The 23,843-nt window shown below is 72.4% G+C and carries 20 protein-coding genes and 1 riboswitch; of the genes, 12 read left to right on the top strand and 8 right to left on the bottom strand.

The window, feature by feature from the left end; genetic code table 11:
• Window positions 1-42 precede the first annotated feature (42 nt).
• Window positions 43-783 carry a GntR family transcriptional regulator gene (locus ITJ48_RS10490; RefSeq protein WP_370544881.1) on the top strand — a complete coding sequence of 247 codons (741 nt, stop codon included), beginning with the start codon at window positions 43-45 and terminating at the stop codon, window positions 781-783.
• Window positions 780-1,706: an acetamidase/formamidase family protein gene (locus ITJ48_RS10485; RefSeq protein ID WP_194613637.1), complete on the top strand. Its 927-nt coding sequence runs from the start codon at window positions 780-782 to the stop codon at window positions 1,704-1,706. Before ITJ48_RS10490 ends, ITJ48_RS10485 begins: the two co-directional genes overlap by 4 nt.
• Before the next feature lie 40 nt (window positions 1,707-1,746).
• Here ITJ48_RS10485 and ITJ48_RS10480 read toward each other — a convergent pair whose 3' ends face one another.
• The 6 genes from ITJ48_RS10480 to ITJ48_RS10455 form a co-directional block, all read right to left on the bottom strand.
• Window positions 1,747-3,225 carry a hypothetical protein gene (locus ITJ48_RS10480; RefSeq protein ID WP_194613636.1) on the bottom strand — a complete coding sequence of 493 codons (1,479 nt, stop codon included), beginning with the start codon at window positions 3,223-3,225 and terminating at the stop codon, window positions 1,747-1,749.
• A gap of 31 nt (window positions 3,226-3,256) precedes the next feature.
• A complete protein-coding gene (locus tag ITJ48_RS10475; protein WP_370544880.1) occupies window positions 3,257-4,186 on the bottom strand; it encodes an ABC transporter permease in 930 nt (309 codons plus the stop codon).
• Window positions 4,173-5,162 carry an ATP-binding cassette domain-containing protein gene (locus tag ITJ48_RS10470; protein WP_194613635.1) on the bottom strand — a complete coding sequence of 330 codons (990 nt, stop codon included), beginning with the start codon at window positions 5,160-5,162 and terminating at the stop codon, window positions 4,173-4,175. The genes ITJ48_RS10475 and ITJ48_RS10470 overlap by 14 nt, the downstream gene beginning before the upstream one ends.
• A gap of 28 nt (window positions 5,163-5,190) precedes the next feature.
• Window positions 5,191-6,321: an outer membrane lipoprotein carrier protein LolA gene (locus ITJ48_RS10465; protein WP_194613634.1), complete on the bottom strand. Its 1,131-nt coding sequence runs from the start codon at window positions 6,319-6,321 to the stop codon at window positions 5,191-5,193.
• A gap of 216 nt (window positions 6,322-6,537) precedes the next feature.
• Window positions 6,538-6,900, bottom strand: coding sequence for an antibiotic biosynthesis monooxygenase (locus ITJ48_RS10460; protein ID WP_194613633.1), 363 nt, complete (start codon window positions 6,898-6,900; stop codon window positions 6,538-6,540).
• Between the two features lie 47 nt (window positions 6,901-6,947).
• Window positions 6,948-7,430, bottom strand: coding sequence for an FBP domain-containing protein (locus ITJ48_RS10455; protein ID WP_194613632.1), 483 nt, complete (start codon window positions 7,428-7,430; stop codon window positions 6,948-6,950).
• 80 nt (window positions 7,431-7,510) lie between these two features.
• Between ITJ48_RS10455 and ITJ48_RS10450 the strand changes: the two genes are divergently transcribed.
• On the top strand, window positions 7,511-8,386 hold the full coding sequence (locus ITJ48_RS10450; protein WP_370544879.1) for a methyltransferase: 876 nt from the start codon (window positions 7,511-7,513) through the stop codon (window positions 8,384-8,386).
• Window positions 8,387-8,552: 166 nt separating this feature from the next.
• Here the strand turns inward: ITJ48_RS10450 and ITJ48_RS10445 are convergent, their stop codons facing one another.
• Window positions 8,553-8,987, bottom strand: coding sequence for a hypothetical protein (locus tag ITJ48_RS10445; RefSeq protein WP_194613631.1), 435 nt, complete (start codon window positions 8,985-8,987; stop codon window positions 8,553-8,555).
• A gap of 120 nt (window positions 8,988-9,107) precedes the next feature.
• Here ITJ48_RS10445 and ITJ48_RS10440 point away from each other — a divergent pair, with 120 nt between their 5' ends.
• The 4 genes from ITJ48_RS10440 to gcvP all read left to right on the top strand — a co-directional run bounded on the left by ITJ48_RS10440 (window position 9,108) and on the right by gcvP (window position 14,778).
• On the top strand, window positions 9,108-9,563 hold the full coding sequence (locus tag ITJ48_RS10440) for an SseB family protein (protein WP_194613630.1): 456 nt from the start codon (window positions 9,108-9,110) through the stop codon (window positions 9,561-9,563).
• 124 nt (window positions 9,564-9,687) lie between these two features.
• Window positions 9,688-9,792: riboswitch (glycine riboswitch) on the top strand.
• A 234-nt stretch (window positions 9,793-10,026) separates the two neighbouring features.
• Window positions 10,027-11,352, top strand: a complete 1,326-nt coding sequence (gene gcvT, locus ITJ48_RS10435; RefSeq protein ID WP_194613629.1) for a glycine cleavage system aminomethyltransferase GcvT — start codon at window positions 10,027-10,029, stop codon at window positions 11,350-11,352.
• A 100-nt stretch (window positions 11,353-11,452) separates the two neighbouring features.
• Window positions 11,453-11,830, top strand: a complete 378-nt coding sequence (gene gcvH, locus ITJ48_RS10430) for a glycine cleavage system protein GcvH (protein WP_194613628.1) — start codon at window positions 11,453-11,455, stop codon at window positions 11,828-11,830.
• Window positions 11,827-14,778 (top strand): aminomethyl-transferring glycine dehydrogenase, encoded by a 2,952-nt coding sequence (gcvP, locus tag ITJ48_RS10425; protein ID WP_194613627.1) that lies wholly within the window; start codon window positions 11,827-11,829, stop codon window positions 14,776-14,778. The genes gcvH and gcvP overlap by 4 nt, the downstream gene beginning before the upstream one ends.
• Window positions 14,779-15,116: 338 nt before the next feature.
• Here gcvP and ITJ48_RS10420 read toward each other — a convergent pair whose 3' ends face one another.
• Window positions 15,117-15,908 carry a CPBP family intramembrane glutamic endopeptidase gene (locus ITJ48_RS10420; protein WP_194614418.1) on the bottom strand — a complete coding sequence of 264 codons (792 nt, stop codon included), beginning with the start codon at window positions 15,906-15,908 and terminating at the stop codon, window positions 15,117-15,119.
• Between the two features lie 319 nt (window positions 15,909-16,227).
• Here ITJ48_RS10420 and ITJ48_RS10415 point away from each other — a divergent pair, with 319 nt between their 5' ends.
• The 5 genes from ITJ48_RS10415 (at window position 16,228) to typA (ending at window position 23,684) form a co-directional block, all read left to right on the top strand.
• The gene (locus ITJ48_RS10415; RefSeq protein WP_194613626.1) at window positions 16,228-17,850 is read left to right on the top strand and encodes an ABC transporter substrate-binding protein; all 1,623 of its coding nucleotides are present in this window, start codon (window positions 16,228-16,230) and stop codon (window positions 17,848-17,850) included.
• Window positions 17,851-17,999: 149 nt separating this feature from the next.
• The gene (locus tag ITJ48_RS10410; protein WP_194613625.1) at window positions 18,000-18,929 is read left to right on the top strand and encodes an ABC transporter permease; all 930 of its coding nucleotides are present in this window, start codon (window positions 18,000-18,002) and stop codon (window positions 18,927-18,929) included.
• Complete coding sequence (locus tag ITJ48_RS10405; RefSeq protein ID WP_194613624.1) at window positions 18,919-19,872, top strand: ABC transporter permease; 954 nt, start codon at window positions 18,919-18,921, stop codon at window positions 19,870-19,872. The genes ITJ48_RS10410 and ITJ48_RS10405 overlap by 11 nt, the downstream gene beginning before the upstream one ends.
• Window positions 19,869-21,629 carry an ABC transporter ATP-binding protein gene (locus ITJ48_RS10400; RefSeq protein ID WP_194613623.1) on the top strand — a complete coding sequence of 587 codons (1,761 nt, stop codon included), beginning with the start codon at window positions 19,869-19,871 and terminating at the stop codon, window positions 21,627-21,629. The genes ITJ48_RS10405 and ITJ48_RS10400 overlap by 4 nt, the downstream gene beginning before the upstream one ends.
• Before the next feature lie 144 nt (window positions 21,630-21,773).
• On the top strand, window positions 21,774-23,684 hold the full coding sequence (typA, locus tag ITJ48_RS10395; RefSeq protein ID WP_194613622.1) for a translational GTPase TypA: 1,911 nt from the start codon (window positions 21,774-21,776) through the stop codon (window positions 23,682-23,684).
• Window positions 23,685-23,843 lie beyond the last annotated feature (159 nt).

Genomic DNA, 23,843 nt, shown 5'->3' with positions numbered 1-23,843 from the left:
TCGCCTCCCGTCCCGTCCCGGCGTGCCCTGCGGAGCACGACCGTGCTGAGCGTCGTCGACGCCGTGCGGGCGGACATCGTGCAGGGGGTGCTGCAGCCGGGCACGCGCATCACGGAGGCGGCGCTCGCCGAGCGCTACGGCGTCTCCCGGGTGCCCGTGCGCGAGGCGCTCCGCGGGCTCGAGGCGGAGGGCTTCGTCGAGTCCCGGCCGAACGTCGGCTCGCGGGTGGCCGAGATCCCGTTCGACGAGGCCGACGACCTCTTCGCGGTCCGGGAGGCGCTCGAGATCTCGACCGCGCGTCGCGCCGCGGGCAGGGCGCGGGCGCGGTTCAGCGGCGGCGACGACGAGGCGGCCGGAGGCGGCAGCGCCGACGCCGACGACGACTGGCGGCGGGTGCGGCGCTCGCTCGAGCAGCTGCTCGACGAGGGCGACGCCGCGGTCGACGCGGGAGACCTGGATCGCCTCGTCGACCTGAACGAGCGGTTCCACATCGGCATCGCCGAGCTCAGCCGCAGCAGCACCCTCGCGACGCTGCTGCGGCAGCTGTCGCGCAAGATCGAGTGGCTCTACGCCCTCGACGAGTTCTCCCGCGGCAAGAGGCTCTGGCCCGACCACCGCGTCATCCTCGCCGCCATCGACGCGGGCGACGCCGATCGCGCGGCGGAGCTGATGGGTCGGCACGTGCGCGAGTCCCGCGTCGGGTACCTCGGCCGGACGGCACCCGCCGAGGTCGTCGAGCAGCTGCGCGCGGCGCCCGTCCCGACCGCCGGGGGCACCGCGTGACCCGACACCGGCTCGATCCCGCTCCCGGGACGACGAACGACGTCTGCTCCCGCGACCACGCCCCCGTCCTCACCGTCGAGGCCGGCGACGAGGTCGTCGTCGGGTCGCTCGACGCCTCCGGGCACCTCGAGCGCCAGCGGACGCCCGGCGAGGTGCGGCCGCGGCTGTTCCCGCAGGCGCGGGGCCACGCGCTCACCGGTCCCGTCGCCGTCCGGGGCGCGCGTCCCGGCCAGATGCTCGGCGTCACCTTCGTCGACCTGCGGCCGGGCGAGTGGGGCTGGACGGTCGCGGGCGGCCGCGAGACGCCGGTCACGACGCGGCTCGGCCTGGCCGACGTCCCGCCGGCCTGGCTGCTCTGGGAGATCGACGCCGACGCCGGCGTCGCCACCGAGAGCCGCGGGCTCACCGTGCCGACCGCGCCGTTCCTCGGGGTGACGGGCGTGGCGCCGGCCGAGCCGGGCGAGCACTCCACGACGCCGCCGCGCACGACGGCGGGCGGCAACGTCGACTGCCGCGAGCTCGTGGCGGGGTCGACCCTGTGGCTGCCGGTGCAGGTCGACGACGCGCTCCTGTACCTCGGCGACGGCCACGCGGCCCAGGGCGACGGCGAGGTCGGCGGCACGGCGATCGAGTGCCCGATGACGACGGAGGTGCGGATCGACCTGGTCGACCGGCGTCCGCTCCCGAGCGTGCACGCCGAGACTCCTGCGGGGCGGATCACCTTCGGCTTCGACGCCGACCTCGACGTGGCGACGGGCGACGCCCTCGACGCGATGGTGACGTGGCTCGCGGCCCTGCTCGACGTCGACCGCGCGACCGCCCTGGCCTTCGCCAGCGCCGTCGTCGACCTGCGCGTGACGCAGGTGGCGAACCAGACGTGGGGCGTGCACGCCCTGCTGCCGACCGGCGCGCTCGGCCTCTGAGACCGGCCGCCGCCTCCTGCCGGGAGCGACCTACCGCCTCCTACTGGTAGGTGACGAGGTCCGGCACCGGCGACACCTCGGTCATCGTCTGCTCGGGCGTGAGCATGGGCTCGTCCTCGTCGTAGAAGTTCTTCCACCCCCAGGCGACCGCCGGGGCGCCGTCGTGCAGCGCACGCCAGGTGGCCTGCTTGTCGGGCTGGGAGCCCTGGCCGTCGACGTGCACGAGGGTCGTGAGCTCGGGGCGGCTCAGGTCGATCGCCGCCCGGTCGCGCAGCATGCTCGACCGGAACTGGTGCAGCACGAACAACTTGGGCGGCAGCGAGTGCGCGTCGACGAGGTCGGCCAGCCAGGTCGAGACCCCGTTCACCTCGGCCGCGTCGACGCCGCCGATCTGCCGGAGCGGCACCTGGTCCGGCGCGAGGCGCCACTCGGGGTCGAGGGCGAGGCCGACGTTCGGCTCGGTGAGCAGCGACTCGTACCGGCGGGCCTGGGTCAGGAAGTCGGTCCGACCCGGCTGCAGGTCGAGCACGACGTACTGCCCGGCGGCGGCCGCGGCCTCGACGTAGGGGCGCAGCCGGTCGGGGTCGAGCTCGTTCGAGTAGTCCCCGTCCGGGCCCGCGTCGCCTGCCGCCACCGTGGCGATGAGCTCGAGCATCGGCACGACGGGCCGGTCGGACGAGGCCTGGTAGCCGGCCGCCGTGTCGGCGGCGCGCTGCACGGTCGCCGCGACGTCCTGCTCGCCGAGCACGCCCAGAGCCGAGGTGCCCGGGGCGCCGTAGAGGGCGACGAACCGTCGGTCGGGGAAGAACTGCTGGCCGCCGCCCGGCAGCTCGGCGCCCGAACGCGCCGCGGCGACCGACCACTCGAGGTGGGGCCGGTCGGTGAACGCGGAGCCGACGACGAGGGTGGAGTCCGTCTCGGAGGCGCCCATCGCGCCGACGACGGAGGCGTCCTGCTGCAGGTCGGTCACGCCCTCGGGCAGCGCGAGGAGCTCTGCTCCCGCCGCCCGGGCGGTGGCCGACGCCGCGGCGTCGGCCGGTCCCGACACGACGACGAGCGTCGAGGAGTCGGCGTCCCGGGCGGCGGGAGCCTCGACGTCGGCGGCCGGGACGGCGTCCACGTCGCCGAGCGCGAGGTCGTCCGCCGTCGGGCCCTCGCCCACCGTCGCCACCGTCGCCGCACCCAGGCGGTCGATCTCCGTCGCGACGTCGACGCCCTCCGCGGCGATCAGCACGGGCACGCCGATCCGCTCGCCCTGCTCCGCCGCCTCGGCCACGGCGTCCGGGTCGTCGGCCCTGGCGAGCACGACGACCGGCGAGCTGCCCCACAGCGCGCGGCTGGTCTCGACGGCCCTCTCGGCGGCGGTGCCCGACGCGGCGGCGGTGACCGCCGCCTGCGGCGTGGCCACCGTGAGCTCGGCGGTCTCGGGCTCGGGGGCCGACGTCGTGCACGCCGTGACGGTCAGCAGAGCGGCGGCGGCCAGCGCCGCGGCGGGGAGGAGGCGGTGTCGGGAAGTCACCGATCCACGGTAGACCGGTGCGGAGCCCGGCTCAGCTCAGGACGTCCTTCGTCGTGAAGCGACCGAGCGCCAGAGCGCCGAAGACGGCGATGTATCCCGCCTGGAGCAGCGCGTTGTCCGCGAAGTTGCTCCACGAGATCGGATCGCGCAGCAGATCGGCGAAGCCGAGCCAGTAGTGGGTGAACAGCCACGGGTCGAGGAAGTCCAGCTGCGGCAGCGCGTCGACGATCTGCGCGACGGTCGAGAGGACGATGGTCGCCGCCATCGCGCCCACGGGCACGCTCGTGAGCGTCGAGGCGAACAGCCCGATCGCGCTCAGGCCCAGCAAGGAGATGGTGACGTAGAGGGCCATCAGCAGCATGCGGCCCGCGTAGTCGCCGAGCCCGATCGTCTGGCCCGACAGAAGGGTGACCGGACCGACGGGGAACAGGGCCGCGCCCGCGATCGCCCCCACGACGACCACCACGAGGGTGCCGACGAGGCAGAACAGGGCGGCGCCGGCGTACTTCACGAGCAGGAGGCGCACCCGGCCCACCGGGGTCACGAGCAGGTAGCGCAGGGTGCCGAGGCTCGCCTCGCCCGCGATCGTGTCGCCCGCGACGACGCCCACCGTGAGAGGGAGGAACAGGGGGATGGCCACGGTGAGCGCGGTGAGCGAGACGAAGAGACCGTTCTGCGTGATGTCCCCGAGGAAGGCGGGGCCACGCCCGCCCGAGCCGGCGTCGTCGGTCGTCACGCGGACCGCGACGGCGAGCAGGATCGGGATCAGCGCGAGCGCCGACAGCAGGGCGATCGTGCGGACGCGGCGGAACAGGACGACGACTTCGCTGCCGAGCAGCGCGAGCCCGGAGCCGCGACGGCTCCCCGCTTCGGGCATGACGGTGGGCGAGCCGGCCGCGGCCCCGTCGGCGGGCGAGGAGGCGGCGGCCCCGTCGGACGGGATCGGATCAGCCGGCGACATCGAAGCCCTCCCCGGTCAGGTCGACGAAGCGGTCCTCGAGGCTCGCGCCCGACACCTCGAAGCCACGCACGCGCACGGCGGCGGCGACGAGTGCCGCGACGATCGCCTCAGGCGCCAGCTTCTCCACCGTCAGGTCGGCCTCGACGTGCGCTCCCTCGGACGGGGCAGGGCCGGCCGAGCCCGAGTCGTCGGGCGTGAGGCCCAGCCGGACGAGCACGTCACGGGCGAGGTCGGGATCGGGCGTGAGCAGGCGCACGCGGTGCGTGCCGAGCGCGCGGAGGTCGCCGAGGGTGCCCTGCGTGAGCAGCCGGCCCGCGCTCATCACGCCGATGTGCGTGCACATCTGCTCGACCTCGGCCAGCAGGTGGCTCGACACCAGGACGGTCGTCCCGTCGTCGGCGAGGGAGCGGATCAGGCCGCGCACCTCCCGGGTGCCCTGCGGGTCGAGGCCGTTGCTCGGCTCGTCCAGCACGAGCAGGTCGCGCGGCATGAGGAGCGCGTTCGCGATGCCGAGGCGCTGCTTCATGCCGAGGGAGTAGGCGTGCGCCTTCTTGTCGGCGGCGTGGCCGAGGCCCACGCGGTCGAGGGCGGCCGCGACCCTGGCCTTCCGGGTGCCGCCGGGAGCCCGACGGTCGCCCGAGTCGAGGCGCATCAGGTTGGCTCGTCCCGAGAGGAACGGGTAGAACGCGGGCCCCTCGACGAGCGCGCCGACACGGGGCAGCACGTCGCGGGCGCGGTCGGGCATCGAGCCGCCGAGCACCCGGATCGACCCGCTCGTCGAGCTCGTGAGGCCGAGCAGCATGCGGATGGTCGTCGTCTTCCCCGAGCCGTTCGGGCCGAGGAACCCGTAGATGCTGCCCCGCGGCACCGCGAGGTCGAGATCGGCGACAGCCTGCTGGCGACCGAAGGTCTTGCCGAGGCCGACGGTCTGGACCGCGAGGCCGGCGTCCGGCCCCGCGTCAGACCCGTCGCTCACGGCGCCTGCCGCCCACGTCGCCGGTCGATCACTGCGCGGCGACGGCGGCCTGGAGGGCGTCCGCGTCGACGGCACCGGCCCACACGCGACCGTCGTCGCCGACGAACACGGAGACGAGCGAGGTCTGGAGCACCTTGCCGCCGTCGACCGGGGTGAGGACCTGGTCGAGCAGCGCCGAGCTGTCGTCGGAGGACGGACCCGTCGGCGCGGACTCGTTGGTCGCCGAGGGGGCGAGACCGACGACCGTGCTCCAGCCGGAGCCGAGCACGGTCTTCTCCGGTGCCTGGCCGTCGGCGTGGTGAGCGCGAGCGTCGTCGGTGCCGGGTGCGGGGGCCTCAGTCACGTCGGCGCCCGCGGGCGGCGTGAAGGCGAAGACGTCGGAGGAGGGGGTGCTGAAGTCGACGGAGGTGAAGCCGACCGAGACGGCCGGGTCGGCCTGGCCCTTCGCGGCGACGACGACCTTGAGGGGCACGCCCGTCTCGGAGTCGACGGTCAGCGTCGCGCTGCCGACGAGCGTCGCAGGGTCGTCGGGTGTGAGGACGACCTGGTACGCGGTGCGGCCGGCGACCTTCACGTTGTCGGTCGCGGTGACGGTCGTGGTGGGCTCGACGGCGGAGAGCAGGGCCGAGGCGAGCTCGGCCGGCGTCTGGGGCACGGCGGTGCCGTCGGGCAGGGCGGTGGGGACCTCGGTGCCGCTCGCGTCGGGCAGCGTCAGGTGCGACGCCTCCTTCGACTCGGAGTCCCAGGTCCAGACGCTGTCGCCGTCGCGGACGACGTCGCGCTCGGCCAGGTCCTCCACGACCTGCACGCGCTGCTTGTCCGTGCCGTCGACGAAGACCTTCGCGGTGTGGCTGCCGGTGAGGAGCTCGAGGGCGTCGCTCGTCGCGTCGCCGGCGCCGCCCTGGCCCTGCAAGCTCGACACGTCGGGCAGGCCCAGGTCGCTCGTCTGCTCGACCGTGCCCGAGAACGAGGCCCCGGCGCTCGACGCGGCCAGCTCGAGCACCTGCTGGGGAGTCTTCTCGGGCAGCACGACCTCGGCGTTGGCGGCCATCGACGGCACGACGATGCCGGCGGCCACCACCGCGGCCGGGACGACGACGGCGGGGATCCACCGTGCGGACCTCGATCGTGCCGACGGGGTGCGTGCTGCCTTGTCCATGGTGTCCTGTGCCTCTCGTGGCGGCTCGGGGCGGGTCGCGACTGGTCGGCAGGCTACGCGCCGACCCTGGAGTCCCCTGGGGACCGCGGGCGACGTCGCTCGACGTCGAGCGACGTCGACGCCGACGGCAGCCTCACGTGACACCCCGACGTGGACGATGCACCCCGACATGTCGGGGTGCATCGTCCACTCCGGGGTGCGGGGCGAGCCCCGCGGCTAGAGCTCGACGACCTCGAACTCGAGCAGGTCGGCTCCGGTGGCGACCGGACGGCGAGGTGCCTCGGCGCCCTCGCTGCCCTGGTCGGCCGGTGCGCCGTGGCCCGCCGGTGCGCCCTGGCCTGCAGGCGGCCCGGCGTGCGCGGCGGCGGCGCCGTTCGCCTGCCAGTCCTGGAACGACTGCTCGTCGGCCCAGGTCGTCACGACGAAGTAGCGCGTGTCGCCGGAGACCGGGCGGAGCAGCTGGAAGCCCTCGAAGCCGGGAGCGCCGTCGACCGAGTGCTTGCGGGCGGCGAAGCGGGACTCCAGCTCGGAGCCCGAGCCCTCGGGCACGTGGATGGCGTTGATCTTGACGACTGACATGGTGCGACTCGCTCTCGTTCGTGGGGAGGGGCTGGCGGGCAGCGGCGTCAGGCGGTCTTCATGACGTTCGTCGTGAAGCCCCGGACGCGCTCGGCGAGGCCGGAGGCGCGCCGTTCGATCTGCTCGGGAGGGTTGAGGTGGGGAGGCGCGACCCTGATGAGCAGGGAGCACGCCAGGTCCTCGCAGATGTAGGTGCCGATCGTGTCGCCGTTGGCGCCGGCGTCGCCCGCCTTGGGCGCGGTGAAGAGGCGCACCTGCGTCGCGGGCTGGGGCGATTGGCAGAGCGAGCACATGGCGGCGATGCCGGGTCGCAACGAGGAGCCGGCGGAACGGACGACGAGACCGACCGGCCGGTCGTCCATCCAGTGCACGATGTAGCCGCGCTGGTGCGCCTGCGGGTCGCGCCAGCCCAGGAACTCCCGGTCGTCCCAGAGCATCTCGTGCAGGCCGGGGATGGGGAGCCGGTCGAGGTCGCCCGGCAGGGCGTTCACGAACGACTCACGGATGTCGGTCTCGGTCAGCGGCTTCATGATCGAGGCGAGCCTACGCGTCGCCGCCGACAGCGCGCGGTGACCGTCGCACCCCGGCGTGCGGCCCCTACGCTGGCCCCGTGGTCGACACGACGGCGGGGCACGGGGAACCAGGTCCCGACGAGGAGGCGGTGGTCGCGCGCCTGAGAGCGGCCGGCTGCGTCTTCGCGGAGGACGAGGCGCGCCTCCTGCTCGAGGCGGCGGCGGCCGGTCCGGGCCTCGAGTCGCTCGTCCTCCGGCGGACGGCGGGCGAGCCGCTCGAGCAGGTGCTCGGCTGGGCGGCCTTCGACGGGCTCCGCCTCGTCGTCGAGCCGGGCGTCTTCGTGCCGAGACGCCGCACCGAGCTGCTCGTGCGGCTGGCCGACGCGGCGCTCGCCGTGGTGCCGGGGCTGCCGCCGGCGCCGGGACGGGGACAGGTCCCGCCCGACGGGACGACCGCCTCCGGCACGGCACCTGTCGTCGTCGAGCTGTGCTGCGGGGTGGGGGCGGTCGCGGCCGCGCTGCTCCGCCGGCGCCCCCGGCTCGAGGTGGTCGCCGCCGACCTCGACCCCGTCGCCGCGCGCTGTGCCCGGCGCAACCTCGGCGACGGGGCGACGGTCGTCGGGGGAGACCTCTTCGCCGAGCTGCCGACGCACCTGCGCGGCCGGGTCGACCTGCTCGTCGCGAACGCGCCCTACGTCCCCACGGCGGCGATCGCGACGATGCCGCCCGAGGCACGACTGCACGAGTCCCTGCTCGCCCTCGACGGCGGCGACGACGGCCTCGACCTGCACCGCCGCATCGCGTCCGGCGCAGGGGAGTGGCTCGCGCCGACGGGCACCCTGCTGATCGAGACGAGCGAGGCCCAGGCCGTGGCCACGGCTGCGCTCTTCGCAGCCGCAGGCCTCGTCACGTCGATCGAGCACGACGACGACCTCGACGCCACGGCGGTGCGCGCGACCCGGCCGCCCGCCTGACCCGTCGGTCCGGCGCTGCGAGTGGTCAGCGACTGTCCCTGGACGTCCCGATGAGGACGACTGCCGACCACTCGCCGTGCGGTCGGCGGCTGAGAGGCAGGCAGGCAGGCAGGCGGGCAGGCAGGCAGGCAGGCAGGCAGACCAGTGAGAGCGGAGCGGAACGGTCCTAGACGTCGACCGGCGAGACGAGGTCGACCACGGGCGACTCGGGCGTCCCCGAGATCTGGCAGGTGAACGCCGCCTCGACCCGGCCGTCGGCGAGGTGCCCGAAGCGCACCTCGGCGACCGCGCCCGAGTCCGAGTCGCGGACGTCCGCCTCCTCGTAGGCCCAGACGTCGTCGATCGACGGCAGGTCCGGGTACTCGGCCCTGACCGCGGCGACGCACGCGTCCCAGGCGGGCGGCGCCTCGTGCGCCTCGGCCGTCGACGGCGCCGGGGGAGTGGTGGTCGGCAGCGGCGTCGCGGTCGCGTCGGGCCCGGTCGTGGTGACGACCGTGGGCGTGGCCGCGGCGCCGGGCTCCCCGTCGGTCCCGGCACAGCCCGCCAGCAGCAGGGTGACGGCGAGGGCGGCGGTGACCAGCGAGGCGGTCTTGGTGGGCACGGCGCGCTCCAGGTGACGGGACGGGCGTCGGCGGGCGCCGACGGAGGTCGAGGAGGCTCAGACTAACCGCACGGAGGAGCCACGGAGGCGCCACGGAGGTCGAGGGTGCAAGCTGGTTCGATGACCGCTACAGAGAACCGCGAACCGACCGCCCTCGAGCAGGCCATCAGCAAGGGACAGGCAGGAGAGGGCGACATGAACGCCGTCCTCGCCGAGTTCGTGAACGCGCAGGTCGTCGTGGCGACCGCCGTCGACGCCCAGGACAGCCTGAACGACCTGCAGCCGGTGCTCTTCGACCGCGAGGGCACGCCCATGCTGGCCGCCTTCACGCACGCCGACATGATCGGCGAGCAGGTCAAGGGCGTCGCCGAGTACCAGGCCACGATCCCCGCGGCCGAGCTCGTCCAGGCGATCCCCGCGCAGACGGGGCTCGTGGTGAACCCCGGCAACAGCGAGGGCTTCGAGATGCTCCCCGAGGGCGTCGCGCAGCTCGCGAACGACGTGCGCGAGCTCGTCGCCGCGCACCAGGCCGCCGGCTCGCCCGAGCCCGGCCAGCCCGCGCAGCCCCTCTCCTAGGTCCGCCGTCTCGACCTGGCCCGAACGCCCCGACCCTCCCGGTCGGGGCGTTCGTCGTCGCTCCCGAAACACCGCTGTCACATGCCCGCTGTAGGGTGAGCGCCACAACAGAACACCGGGCCACGAACACGTCGCGGGAGAGCCCCGGAGCGCACGCTGGTGCGCCGCCGGGCACCGAAGGAGCAAGCTCCCCGCCAATCTCTCAGGTACCGCGTACCGCGACGGACTGGCCGCTCTGAAAAGCAGGGGGCACCTGCAGGAGGCGCGCGAGCGTCGCCGGCACCGCCTCCTCGCCCACGGTGAAAGTCGGCCCCCGTGGCCGGCGAAGCTCTCAGGCCCATGACAGAGGGGGTGCACGACCACGGCTCCGCCGTGCCGTGCGCGTCCCCGTCGTGCAGGTGCTGCACGACGCCGATCCCGGCCGAGTCACCTGGTGCCGGGCCGTTCCCCCAGGAGTCCGCAGATGTCCGACGCATCCTCGAACCTGCCCGCCGCCCCCGGCCCCGACGACGCCGACCTGCGCGCTGACGCCCCCCCGCACGTCGACGCCGACCTGCGCGACGGCCCCGCCGCGCCGACCGGCGACCTGCCCCTCGCCGACGACGGCACCGAGGGCGTCGCGACCGCCGACGGCGCGCCCCTCGACCTCGTCGACGCGGTCGACGCCGAGGCCGTCGCCGACGAGCAGGAGGAGCGCCTCAGCCCCCTGCACGACGTCCACGTCGCCGCCGGTGCCAGCTTCACGGACTTCGCCGGCTGGCAGATGCCCGTCCGCTACAGCTCCGACCTGGCCGAGCACCACGCGGTGCGCACCGCCGCCGGGCTGTTCGACCTGTCGCACATGGCCGAGATCGCCGTCGTCGGTCCCGACGCCGGGGCGTTCCTCGACGCGGCGCTCGCGGGCACCCTCTCGACCATCGCGGTCGGCCGGGCCAAGTACTCGTTGCTGCTCAGCCCCGAGGGCGGCATCGTCGACGACCTCGTCGTCTACCGCCTCGACGAGCACGACTACCTCGTCGTCGCCAACGCCTCGAACCGCGACGCCGCCTTCGGCGCCCTCGCGAGCCGAGCGCACGGCTTCGACGTCACGGTCGACGACGAGAGCGACGACACCGCGCTCATCGCGATCCAGGGCCCCGAGGCCGAGGGCGTGCTCGACGAGCTGGTCACGGCCGACCGGCTGCAGCCCGACGCGCCCCTGTCGACCCTCCGCTACTACCGCGTGCTCCAGGGCACGTTCGACGACGCCCCCGTGCTGATCGCCCGCACCGGCTACACGGGCGAGGACGGCTTCGAGCTCTACCTCGCGCCCGAGCTCGCCCCCGAGCTGTGGGGCGCCCTGGCCGAGGCAGGCGGCCCGCGCGGCCTCGTCCCCGCCGGGCTCGCCAGCCGCGACACGCTCCGCCTCGAGGCGGGCATGCCGCTCTACGGCCACGAGCTGGGCCTCGACGTCCGCCCGGCGCAGGCCGGTCTCGGCCGCGTCGTCGACACCTCGAAGGAGTTCGTGGGCAAGGCGGGCGTCGAGCCTGCCCCCGCGGCCCGCGTGCTCGTCGGCCTGACGCTCGAGGGCCGCCGTGCCGCACGGGCCGGCTACGCGGTCGTCACCGACGACGGCACCGTCGTCGGCGAGGTCACGAGCGGCGCCCTCTCGCCCACGCTCGGCCACCCCGTCGCCATGGCGTTCGTCGACCCCGACGTCGTCGACCGCGGCCCCGCGCTGGCCGTCGACGTCCGCGGCACCGCGATCCCCGCGTCCGTCGTCTCGCTGCCGTTCTACAAGCGCGGCTGACCTGCTCCCGCACGCCCGCCTCCTCGACCCTCTCCCCAGCCCCAGCCCCAGCCCCAGCCCCCGCCGCCTCGGCGCCCCTGCCTCCTCGAAAGGACCGGCCATGACCGATCTCACCGCCCTGCAGTACACCTCCGAGCACGAGTGGCTGCTCATCGACGGCGACACCGCCACCGTCGGCATCACCGACTACGCCGCCGAGAAGCTCGGCGACGTCGTCTACGTCGACCTGCCCGCCGAGGGCACCGAGGTCGAGACCGGCAAGGTCGTCGGCGAGATCGAGTCGACCAAGTCGGTCGGCGAGCTCTACGCCCCCGCCCTCGGCACCGTGCTCGAGGCCAACCAGGCCGTCGTCGACAGCCCCGACCTCGTCAACAGCGACCCGTTCGGCAAGGGCTGGCTGATCAAGATCACCCTGGCGAGCACAGACGGCCTGTCCCTCCTCTCGCGCGACGAGTACGTCGCCCTCACCGCCGAATGAGCGACGCGCAGGGGTCCGTCTTCGGCGACTGGTCCGACCGGGCCGCCACCGGCTTCGTCGACCGCCACGTCGGCACCACCGCCGCCGACCAGGCGGCCATGCTCGAGCTGCTCGGCCACGACAGCGTCGAGTCGCTCGTCCGTGCCGCCGTGCCGGACAGCATCCACGCCGAGCCCGTCGACGCCTCGGTGCTGCCGGCGCCGATCGGCGAGAAGGAGGCGCTGGCCGAGCTCCGCGCGCTCGCCGACCGCGGCCGCCCCTCGCGCAGCATGATCGGCCTCGGCTACTACGACACCGTCACGCCCGCCGTGATCCAGCGCAACGTGCTCGAGAACCCCAGCTGGTACACGGCCTACACGCCGTACCAGCCCGAGATCTCGCAGGGCCGGCTCGAGGCGCTCATCAACTTCCAGACGATGGTCTCCGAGCTGACCGGGCTCACGACCGCCAACGCGTCGATGCTCGACGAGGGCACCGCAGTCGTCGAGGGCATGCTGCTCGCCCGTCGTGCCTCGAAGGCACGCACCGACGTCTTCGTCGTCGACTCCGACGCCCTGCCGCAGACGAAGGCCCTGCTCGCCGGGCGCGCCGAGGCCGTCGGCATCGAGCTCGTCGAGCTCGAGCTCTCGAGCGTCGACCCGGCCGAGATCCCCGACGCCTTCGGCGTCTTCGTGCAGTACCCCGGCGCCTCCGGCTGCGTCTGGGACCCGGAGGCGGTCGTCGCCGCCGTCCACGCCGCCGGCGGCCTCGCGGTCGTCGCCGCCGACCTGCTCGCGATGACCCTGCTCCGCCCGCCCGGCGAGTTCGGGGCGGACGTCGCCGTCGGCACGAGCCAGCGCTTCGGCGTGCCCATGGGCTTCGGCGGCCCGCACGCCGGCTACATGGCCGTCCGCACGGGGCTCGAGCGCCAGCTGCCCGGCCGTCTCGTCGGCGTCTCGCAGGACGTGGAAGGACACCCGGCCTACCGGCTCAGCCTGCAGACCCGCGAGCAGCACATCCGCCGCGAGAAGGCGACGTCGAACATCTGCACCGCCCAGGTGCTGCTCGCCGTGATGGCCTCGATGTACGCCGTCTACCACGGCCCGTGGGGGCTCCGGCACATCGCGTCGCGCGTGCACGCGCACGCTTCCGACCTCGCGGCCGCCGTGCGCGCGAGCGACCTCGAGCTCGAGAGCGACGTGTTCTTCGACACCCTCCAGGTCTTCGTGCCCGGCCGGGCGGACGAGATCGTCGCCGCCGCTCACGCTCGCGGCTACCTGCTCTGGGCCGTGGACTCCGACTGCGTCCGCCTGTCGCTCGACGAGACGACGACGCGCGACGACCTCGAGGTCGTCGCCGACGTCCTCGGGGTGGCCCTGCCCGCGGCGTCGCCCGCAGTCGGCGGCGAGGCGCGTGACGAGCGCGACGAGGTGCTGCCGCAGGGCCTCCGCCGCACCTCCGACTTCCTGACGCACCCGGTCTTCCGCACGCACCGCAGCGAGACCAGCATGATGCGCTACCTCAAGCACCTCGCCGACAAGGACTACGCGCTCGACCGCGGCATGATCCCGCTCGGCAGCTGCACGATGAAGCTCAACGCGGCGACCGAGATGGCGGCCGTGACGTGGCCCGAGTTCGCGGCCGTGCACCCGTTCGCACCGGCCTCCGACGTCGAGGGCTACCTCGAGATGATCGGCCAGCTCGAGGGCTGGCTGGCCGAGGTCACCGGCTACGACACCGTCTCGCTGCAGCCGAACGCCGGCAGCCAGGGCGAGCTCGCCGGCCTGCTCGCGATCCGCGGCTTCCACCTCGCCGCCGGCGACACGGCCCGCACCGTGTGCCTCATCCCGCAGAGCGCGCACGGCACGAACGCGGCCAGCGCCGTGCTCGCAGGGCTCCGCGTGGTCGTCGTGGCCTGCAACGAGCAGGGCGACGTCGACCTCGGCGACCTGCGTGCCAAGGTCGAGCAGCACCGTGACGAGCTCGCGGCGCTGATGATCACGTACCCGTCGACGCACGGCGTGTACGAGCACGACATCCGCGAGGTCACCGACGCGGTGCACGCGGCGGGCGGGCAGGTCTACGTCGACGGCGCGAACCTCAACGCGCTGCTCGGCTTCGCCCGGTTCGGCGACTTCGGCGGCGACGTCTCCCACCTCAACCTGCACAAGACGTTCTGCATCCCGCACGGAGGCGGCGGTCCCGGTGTCGGGCCCGTGGCGGCCAAGGCCCACCTCGCCCCGTACCTGCCCGGCCACCCCCTGGCGCAGCAGGCCGACCGTCGCACGGGCGCCGAGCCCGCCGCGGCCGGCGAGCGGCTCGCGCACGCGGGCGTCCCCGTGTCGAGCGCCCCCTACGGGTCGCCGAGCATCCTGCCGATCAGCTGGGCCTACGTCCGCATGATGGGCACCGAGGGGCTCGCCGCGGCGACCGGCGCCGCGGTGCTCTCGGCGAACTACGTGGCGGCGCGGCTGCGCGACCACTTCCCGGTGCTGTACGCGGGAGAGAACGGGCTCGTCGCGCACGAGTGCATCCTCGACCTGCGTCCGCTCCGCGACGCCACGGGCGTGACCGTCGACGACGTGGCCAAGCGCCTCATCGACTACGGGTTCCACTCGCCGACGATGTCGTTCCCGGTCGCGGGCACGCTGATGGTGGAGCCGACCGAGAGCGAGGACCTCGCCGAGATCGACCGCTTCGTCGACGCGATGATCGCCATCGCGGGCGAGGCCGCCGACGTGGCGTCGGGCCGCTTCACCGCCGAGTCGAGCCCCCTGCGGGGCGCGCCCCACACGGCCGAGTCGGTCATCTCGGGGGAGTGGACTCGCGAGTACAGCCGCGAAGAGGCCGTCTACCCGGTCCGCACCCTGGTCCGCGGCAAGTACTGGCCCCCGGTGCGCCGCATCGACCAGGCCTGGGGCGACCGCAACCTGTTCTGCGCGTGCCCGCCGGTCGAGGCCTTCGCCTGAGCGCGCCTGCTCCGCACGTCGAGCCGTGACGCAGGGAGCCGCCCGGTCGCTGATCCCGTCAGCGGCCCGGGCGGCTCCCTCCTGGTCCCCGCGGGTGCCGGCCCCTGAGCGGCGCGGACGGCGCCGGCGTGACGGGGGCCGTCCCGGATGACACCCGGGGGGACGGTCGAGGAGGTGCGTGTGGAGTTGTCAGGTCCGTACGACCCTCGAGACAATGACACGCTCCCCCCGAACGGGTGTCAAGGGGCGTCTCGGGCCGAGGTCGCAAGTCGGCGCAGATCGGCGTCGGCCTGGCCGGGGGAGGCCACGCGTCTCGTCCGGCCTGCCGCCTCCTCGGGTCAGCTGGGCAGCCCGAAGGCGGCCGGGAACGTCGTCGCCGCCCACGGGTAGCCGACGAACACGGCCGCGTCCATCAGGAGGTGCGCGACGACCAGCGGGAGCACCCGGCCCGTCCGCGTGTAGAGCCAGCCGAAGACGAGACCCATGACGACGTTGCCGACGAAGGCCCCGAAGCCCTGGTACAGGTGGTAGCTGCCGCGCAGCAGGGCGGCGGCGACGATGATCGGCCAGGTGCGCCAGCCGAGGTCGCGGAGCCGCACGAAGAGGTACGCGACGACGATGACCTCCTCGGTCACGCCGGCCCGCAGCGCCGAGAGCAGCAGCACGGGCACCGTCCACCACTGTGCCGCGAGGTCGGTCGGGACGACGGTCACGGTCAGGTCGAGGGCCTTGCCGACGAGGTAGAGCCCGATGCCCGGGATGCCGATGGCGAGGGCGAGCCCGGCGCCGCCGAGCACGTCGCGGCCGGCGCGCGAGAAGTCGACCCCGAGGCGGCCGAGGTGCGGGCGGGCCTCGTTCCAGAGCAGGTACGCCACGAGCGCGACGGGCACGAGGTCGACGGCGATGCCGACCAGCTGGTAGATCAGGTCGAAGACGGGCCGGTCGCTGAGCGACGAGTTGAGCGTCGCCGTCTGCTGCGACAGCGCCTCGTCGCGGGTCAGCCGGTTGGCGATCGACAGCACCGAGTAGACCGCGGAGGCGCCGAGCGAGAGCCCGAGCACGATCGCGATCTCGGCGCGGAGGCGTGCCCTCGTGGGCCGGCCCGGTCCCGTCTCGAGGGGGCCGGCCACGCCGCCCCGTGGCCTCGGCCCCGGCGTTGCCGGTAGCGTGTCGTCTCTGTCGCTCACGCGCCGATCGTACGGGACGCCCCGGCCGGCAGCGGATGATACCCGGCAGCTGTCTGATTTCTCGCAGCGGATCCTTGCGCTCTTCGCAGCCGCGACGCAACGGATCGCCCACGGACGCAAAGATCCGGCGAGTTGGTTTCCGTCGTGTAACCGTTCCCCCAGGGGTTTGGAGATGGCTGAGCCCGGTGCTTAGGGTGACTGCATCCAACGCGGCGAGGCTCATGGGGGCCCCGCTGCGTCCTTTCCCGCATCAGGAGGAACATTGAAGAAGACGCGCATGGGCCTCGGGGCCATCGCCGTCGTGGGGACGGCAGCACTCGTCCTCACGGGCTGCGCCAGCGGCGGAGGGTCGGACGACGACACCTCCGGCGACGCGAGCGCCATCATCACGACCAACGGCACCGAGCCCGAGAACCCGCTGATCCCCTCGGACACCACCGAGACGGGCGGCGGCCGCATCGTCACGTCGATCTTCGCGGGCCTCATCAGCTACAACGCTGACGGGACCACCGAGAACGAGGTCGCCGACAGCATCGAGAGCGACGACGCCACCGTGTGGACCGTCACCCTCAAGGACGGCTGGAAGTTCAGCGACGGCACCGACGTGACCGCCGAGTCGTTCACGAAGGCCTGGAACTGGGCCGCGAGCTTCGACAACGCCGCCACCTCGTCGGGCGCCTCGTTCTTCGAGAACTTCGTCGGCTACGACGACACCGCGCAGAGCGACCTCGACCTGACCGTCGACAGCGACACGCAGTTCACCGTCACGCTGAAGACCCCTGAGGCCGACTTCCCCCTGCGCCTCGGCTACTCGGCCTACTCGCCGCTGCCCGAGTCGTTCTACGCCGACCCCGCCGCCTTCGGCGAGAACCCGGTCGGCAACGGTCCGTACATGCTCGCCAGCGAGGGTGCCTGGACTCACAACCAGGGCATCAAGCTGATCACCAACCCCGACTACGACGGCAACCGCAAGCCGGCCAACGGCGGTCTGGACATCAACTTCTACACCTCGCTCGACTCGGCCTACGCCGACGTGCAGGGCGGCAACCTCGACGTGCTCGACCAGATCGGCCCGGCGGCGTTCCAGACCTACCAGAGCGACTTCCCGGACACGAACCTGAACCAGCCGGCCGCGGTGTTCCAGGGCATGACGATCCCCCAGTACCTCGCGCACTTCGGTGACGACGAAGAGGGCAAGCTCCGTCGCCAGGCCATCTCGATGGCCATCAACCGCGACGACGTCACGAAGGTCATCTTCCAGGGCACCCGCACCCCCGCCAAGGACTGGACCTCGCCCGTCATCCCCGGCTACACCGACGAGCTGAAGGGCGAGGACGTCCTCTCCTACGACGCCGACAAGGCCAAGGAGCTGTGGGACGAGGCCGACGCGATCTCGCCCTACGGCGACACCGTGTTCACCATCGGCTACAACTCTGACGGCGGCCACCAGGAGTGGGTCGACGCCACGACCAACAGCATCGCCAGCACGCTGGGGATCAAGGCTGAGGGCAAGCCCTACCCGACCTTCGCCGAGTTCCGCACCGACGCCTCCGGCGGTGCCATGACCGGCGCGTTCCGCTCCGGCTGGCAGGCCGACTACCCGTCGCTGTACAACTTCCTGTACCCGACGATGGCCACGAACGGCTCGTCCAACGACGGCAAGTACTCGAACCCCGAGTTCGACGACCTGCTTGCCCAGGGCAGCGCCGCGAGCGACGTCGACGAGGCGAACGGCTACTACCAGAAGGCCCAGGAGATCCTCCTCGAGGACCTCCCCATCGTGCCGCTGTGGTACGCGAACGTGAACGGCGTCTGGTCCGACACGGTCAGCAACGTCGAGTACGGCTGGGACTCCGTCCCGCTCTACTCGAACATCACCAAGTAAGGTCGACGCGCACCGCGCTCGACCGGAGCTCGCGAGGGGTCCGGGCAGTGTCCTCACTGCCCGGGCCCCTCGGCGGGCGTCATGACCGTTCTTCCCTCTCTCCACATGATTGCGACAACGATGCACGCGCAGACGTCTGAGGAGGCCTGATGCTCTGGTACACCGGACGCCGGCTCCTCCAACTGATCCCCGTCTTCTTCGGGGCGACGTTCCTCATCTACTTCATGGTCTTCGCGCTGCCGGGCGACCCCGTGGCCGCGCTGTTCGGCGACAAGACGCCCAGCCCCGCCGTCATCGAGGCCATCCGCGCCGAGTACAACCTCGACCAGCCGTTCCTCGTGCAGTACCTGCTCTACATCGGCGGGCTGTTCACGGGCGACCTGGGCACGACCTTCTCCGGTCGCCCCGTCGTCGACGAGTTGGTGCGTGCGTTCCCGATCACGTTCCGCCTGGCGATGCTCGCCCTCGTCTTCGAGGCCGTCGCGGGCATCGTCGTCGGCCTCGTCGCGGGTCTCCGCAAGGGCAAGCTCTTCGACACGAGCGCGCTGGTCGTGAGCCTCCTGCTCATCTCGGTGCCGACCTTCGTCATCGGCTTCCTGCTGCAGTACGTCTTCGGCATCCAGCTCGGGCTGTTCCGCACGACCGTGAGCTCACAGGCCCCGTGGTCCGAGCTCGTGCTGCCGGCCATCGTGCTGGCGTCCGTGTCGTTCGCGTACATCGTCCGGCTCACCCGCGCCTCCGTCGCCGAGAACTCGAGCGCCGACTTCGTCCGCACCGCGTCGGCGAAGGGGCTCACGCGTCGCCGCGTCGTCACCGTGCACATCCTCCGCAACTCGCTCGTGCCGGTCGTCACCTACCTGGGCGTCGACATCGGCTCGCTCATGGTCGGCGCGATCGTGACCGAGGGCATCTTCAACATCCAGGGCGTGGGAGGCACGGTCTACCGGGCGATCACGCTCGGCGAGGGCCCGACCGTCGTCTCGTTCGTCGCGGTGATGGTGATCATCTTCATGCTCGCCAACCTCCTCGTCGACCTGCTCTACGCCCTTCTCGACCCGAGGATCCGCTATGCCAAGTAACGACTCGTCGGCCCTGTCGGCCGACCACTTCGTCGCCGATCTCGAGGAGACGCCCATCCGGGCCGTCGACGCGATCGACGAGTCCGAGAAGCCGCGCAGCAGCTGGAACGACGCCTGGGACGCGATGAAGCGCCGTCCCACCTTCTGGATCGCCGCCGGCCTCATCGTCGTCGTCATCGTGGTCGCCCTGTTCCCCGGGCTGTTCACGAGCGTCGACCCCCGTGCCGCGGCGCTGACGAAGAGCAACCAGGGCGGCGAGAGCGGCCACCCCCTCGGCTTCACGCTGCAGGGCGCGGACGTCTTCTCGCGCATCGTCTGGGGCACCCGTGCCTCGCTGACGGTGGGCCTCCTGGCGACCGTCATCGTGACGCTGGTCGGCATCGTCGTCGGCTCGCTCGCCGGCTTCTACGGCGGGTGGCTCGACGCGATCGTCTCCCGCATCGGCGACATCTTCTTCGCCATCCCCACCGTGCTGGGCGCCATCGTGCTCATGTCGATCCTCCCGGTGCGCACGCCCCTGACGGTCGCGCTCGTGCTGTCGGTCTTCGCCTGGCCGCAGATCGCCCGCGTCATGCGCGGCTCGGTGCTGAGCGCCCGGGCGAGCGACTATGTCACCGCCTCCGCCGCCCTCGGCGTCTCGCGGTTCCGCATCCTCGTCCGTCACGTCGTGCCCAACGCGATCACGCCCGTGATCGTCGTGGCGACCGTCTCGCTCGGCACGTTCATCGTCGCCGAGGCGACCCTGTCGTTCCTCGGCATCGGCCTGCCGCCGAGCACCATGTCGTGGGGCAACGACATCAACGCGGCCCGCACGTCGCTGCGCGTCGCGCCCGGCCCGCTGTTCTGGCCCGCGGCCGCGCTGTCGATCACGGTGCTGTCGTTCCTCCTCATGGGCGACGTCGTGCGCGACGCCCTCGACCCGAAGGCGAGGGCGCGTCGATGACCTCCGAGACCAACACCAGCCCCCGGGCCGGCCGCACCGGCGAGCCCGGCGCCCCGCTGCTCGAGATCAAGGGCCTCAAGATCGGCTTCAAGACCCAGGCCGGCTACGTGGACGCCGTCCGCGGCGTGGACATCACCATGCGCCAGGGCGAGAGCCTCGCGATCGTCGGCGAGTCCGGTTCCGGCAAGTCGACGACCGCCACGTCGATCATCGACCTGCTGCCGGGCACCGGCGAGGTGACCGGCGGACAGATCCTGTTCGACGGCAAGGACCTCACCAAGGCGTCGGCCGCCGAGATGCAGGCCATCCGCGGCCGCGAGATCGGCTACGTGCCGCAGGACCCGATGTCGAACCTCAACCCCGTGTGGAGCATCGGCTTCCAGGTCGAGGAGGCGATCCGTGCGAACGGCGTCGCCACCGGCAAGCAGGCGGTGCGGAAGCGCGCGGTGGAGGTGCTCCAGGAAGCCGGCCTCGGCGACGCCGACCAGCGCCTCAAGCAGTTCCCGCACCAGTTCTCGGGCGGCATGCGCCAGCGCGTCCTGATCGGCATCGGCCTCTCGTCGCACCCGAAGCTGCTCATCGCCGACGAGCCGACCTCGGCCCTCGACGTGACCGTGCAGCGGCGCATCCTCGACCACCTCGAGACGCTGACGCGCGACTACGGCACGTCGGTGCTGTTCATCACGCACGACCTCGGCCTCGCGGCCGAGCGCGCCGAGAAGCTCGTGGTCATGTACAAGGGCCGCGTCGTCGAGTCGGGACCGTCGAAGGAGATCCTCGCGAACCCGCAGCACCCGTACACGAAGCGCCTCGTGGCGGCGGCGCCGAGCCTCGCCAGCCGTCGCATCCAGTCGACGATCGAGCCGGCCTCGACCCCCGACGTCGACGTGTCGGCCGAGGGGTCGGAGGACGCCGAGCTGATCGCCCGGGCCCACCAGCGCGAGCAGGCAGGCAAGGCCGCGACGGACTACATCACGGTCGACAACCTCTCGAAGACGTACCGGATCCGTCAGGGCGGCTTCAAGACGACCGAGCTGAAGGCCGTGGACGACGTGTCGTTCCGCATCCCCAAGGGCACCACCATGGCGCTCGTCGGCGAGTCGGGCTCGGGCAAGTCGACGGTCGCGAAGCTCGTCCTGCAGCTCGAGTCGATCACGTCGGGCACGGTCTCGATCGGCGGCCAGAACGTGGGCGCCCTGCGCGGCAAGGAGCTCTTCGACTTCCGTCGTCGCGTCCAGCCGGTCTTCCAGGACCCGTACGGCTCGCTCGACCCGATGTACAGCGTCGGCAACACGATCGCCGAGCCGCTCGTGACCCACGGCATCGGCGACCGCGCGAGCCGCCAGGCCCGTGTCCGTGAGCTGCTCGACCAGGTGTCGCTGCCGGCCTCGACGGTCAACCGCTACCCGAACGAGCTCTCGGGGGGCCAGCGTCAGCGCATCGCCGTGGCCCGTGCGCTGGCCCTCAAGCCGGACGTCATCGTGCTCGACGAGGCGGTCTCCGCCCTCGACGTGCTCGTGCAGGGGCAGATCCTCGACCTGCTGACCGACCTGCAGACCGAGCTCGGCCTGACGTACCTCTTCATCACGCACGACCTCGCCGTCGTCCGCCTCATCGCGGACAACGTCGCGGTCATGCAGAAGGGGCGCATCGTCGAGGCCGGCACCACCGACTCGATCTTCGCCGAGCCGTCGAAGCAGTACACCCGCGAGCTGCTCGAGGCGATCCCCGGCGCCCACTTCGAGTTCGGCCGCTGATCCACTGCTCGTCCCGCCCGTGACGGGGCCCTCCGACCGTGCCGAGAGCACGGGGGAGGGCCCCTTTACCACGTGCCGTAGACTGTTCCCGCCGGGCCCCGTCCCGACCACTTCCCCCTGACTCTTCTCGTAAGGAATACATCCATGGCGACTGCCATCCGCAGCGACCTGCGCAACGTGGCGATCGTGGCCCACGTCGACCACGGCAAGACGACCCTCGTCGACGCCATGCTCAAGCAGACGAACTCGTTCGACGCGCACTTCGACACCGAAGACCGCATGATGGACTCGAACGAGCTCGAGCGCGAGAAGGGCATCACGATCCTCGCGAAGAACACCGCGGTGCTCTACAACGGTTCCCACGCGACCGACGGCCCGATCACCATCAACGTGATCGACACCCCCGGCCACGCCGACTTCGGCGGCGAGGTCGAGCGCGGCCTGTCCATGGTCGACGGCGTCGTCCTGCTGGTCGACGCGTCCGAGGGGCCCCTGCCCCAGACGCGCTTCGTGCTCCGCAAGGCTCTCGCGGCCAAGCTCCCCGTCATCCTGCTGGTCAACAAGACCGACCGCCCCGACGCGCGCATCGACGAGGTCGTCGCCGAGAGCCAGGACCTCCTCCTCGGCCTGGCCAGCGACCTCAGCGAAGAGGTCGACGACCTCGACCTCGACGCCATCCTCAACGTGCCCGTCGTCTACGCGTCCGGCCGCAACGGCGCCGCGTCCGTCAACAAGCCCACCGACGGCTCGCTGCCCGACAACGACGACCTCGAGCCGCTGTTCGACGCGATCCTCACGCACGTGCCCGCGCCGACCTACGACGACGAGCACCCGCTGCAGGCGCACGTCACCAACCTCGACGCCTCGCCGTTCCTCGGTCGCCTCGCGCTCCTCCGCGTGTTCCACGGCACCCTGAAGAAGGGCCAGACGGTCGCCTGGGTCAAGGCCGACGGCACGGTCGCGAACGCCCGCATCACCGAGCTGCTCATCACGAAGGCCCTCAGCCGCTACCCGGCCGAGAGCGCGGGCCCCGGCGACATCGTCGCCGTCGCCGGCTTCGACACGATCACCATCGGCGAGACCCTCTCCGACCCCGACGACGTGCGGCCGCTGCCGACCATCACGGTCGACGACCCCGCCATCTCGATGACGATCGGCACCAACACCTCGCCCATCATCGGCAAGGTCAAGGGGCACAAGCTGACCGCCCGCATGGTCAAGGACAGGCTCGACCGCGAGCTGATCGGAAACGTCTCGCTCAAGGTCGTCGACATCGGACGCCCCGACGCGTGGGAGGTCCAGGGCCGCGGCGAGCTCGCGCTGGCCATCCTCGTCGAGCAGATGCGTCGCGAGGGCTTCGAGCTCACCGTCGGCAAGCCCCAGGTCGTCACCCGTCGTGACGAGAACGGCAAGCTCCAGGAGCCGTTCGAGCACATGACGATCGACGTGCCCGACGAGTGGCTCGGCGCCATCACGCAGCTGATGGCCGCCCGCAAGGGCCGCATGGAGAACATGGCGAACCACGGCTCGGGCTGGGTCCGCATGGAGTTCATCGTCCCCTCGCGCGGCCTGATCGGCTTCCGCACGCAGTTCCTCACCGACACGCGCGGCACCGGCATCGCCAACGGCATCAGCCACGGCTACGGCCCCTGGGCCGGCGAGATCTCGACCCGCACCAACGGCTCGATCATCGCCGACCGCTCCGGCGTCGTCACGCCCTTCGCGATCATCAACCTGCAGGAGCGCATGACGTTCTTCGTGCAGCCGACCGAAGAGGTCTACGAGGGCATGGTCGTGGGCGAGAACTCGCGCGCCGACGACATGGACGTCAACATCACCAAGGAGAAGAAGCTGACCAACATGCGTCAGTCGACTGCCGACAACTTCGAGTCGATGACCCCCTCCAAGGTGCTGTCGCTCGAGGAGGCGCTCGAGTTCGCCGGTGACGACGAGTGCGTCGAGGTCACCCCCGACGCCATCCGCATCCGCAAGGTCGAGCTCGACGCCAGCGCCCGCCAGCGCAGCACGGCTCGCCTCAAGAAGCAGAACGCGTAACGAGCGACACCCGATCAGGCCGGCCCGGCCAGGTCACGGAGGAGGCGCCCCGCAGCAGTGCGGGGCGCCTCCTTCGTCGTGTGCCCGGCCCCCGTACTCAGCACCCGTGTCCGACCCCGGCCCCGATGTCGAGCCCGCTCCGGGTGGTGGTGCAGGGGC

This window comes from Frigoribacterium sp. VKM Ac-2530, assembly GCF_015350835.1.
Lineage (GTDB): Bacteria > Actinomycetota > Actinomycetes > Actinomycetales > Microbacteriaceae > Frigoribacterium.
This window is presented reverse-complemented; position numbering and strand designations above follow the sequence as displayed.

Excerpts from the sequence above, each read along its gene's own strand:
- ITJ48_RS10475 (WP_370544880.1), bottom strand. The coding sequence starts at position 4,186 with ATGTCGCCGGCTGATCCGATCCCGTCCGACGGGGCCGCCGCCTCCTCG.
- ITJ48_RS10465 (WP_194613634.1), bottom strand. The coding sequence starts at position 6,321 with ATGGACAAGGCAGCACGCACCCCGTCGGCACGATCGAGGTCCGCACGG.
- ITJ48_RS10460 (WP_194613633.1), bottom strand. The coding sequence starts at position 6,900 with ATGTCAGTCGTCAAGATCAACGCCATCCACGTGCCCGAGGGCTCGGGC.
- ITJ48_RS10455 (WP_194613632.1), bottom strand. The coding sequence starts at position 7,430 with ATGAAGCCGCTGACCGAGACCGACATCCGTGAGTCGTTCGTGAACGCC.
- ITJ48_RS10440 (WP_194613630.1), top strand. The coding sequence starts at position 9,108 with ATGACCGCTACAGAGAACCGCGAACCGACCGCCCTCGAGCAGGCCATC.
- gcvT (WP_194613629.1), top strand. The coding sequence starts at position 10,027 with ATGTCCGACGCATCCTCGAACCTGCCCGCCGCCCCCGGCCCCGACGAC.
- gcvH (WP_194613628.1), top strand. The coding sequence starts at position 11,453 with ATGACCGATCTCACCGCCCTGCAGTACACCTCCGAGCACGAGTGGCTG.
- gcvP (WP_194613627.1), top strand. The coding sequence starts at position 11,827 with ATGAGCGACGCGCAGGGGTCCGTCTTCGGCGACTGGTCCGACCGGGCC.
- ITJ48_RS10410 (WP_194613625.1), top strand. The coding sequence starts at position 18,000 with ATGCTCTGGTACACCGGACGCCGGCTCCTCCAACTGATCCCCGTCTTC.
- ITJ48_RS10405 (WP_194613624.1), top strand. The coding sequence starts at position 18,919 with ATGCCAAGTAACGACTCGTCGGCCCTGTCGGCCGACCACTTCGTCGCC.
- ITJ48_RS10400 (WP_194613623.1), top strand. The coding sequence starts at position 19,869 with ATGACCTCCGAGACCAACACCAGCCCCCGGGCCGGCCGCACCGGCGAG.
- typA (WP_194613622.1), top strand. The coding sequence starts at position 21,774 with ATGGCGACTGCCATCCGCAGCGACCTGCGCAACGTGGCGATCGTGGCC.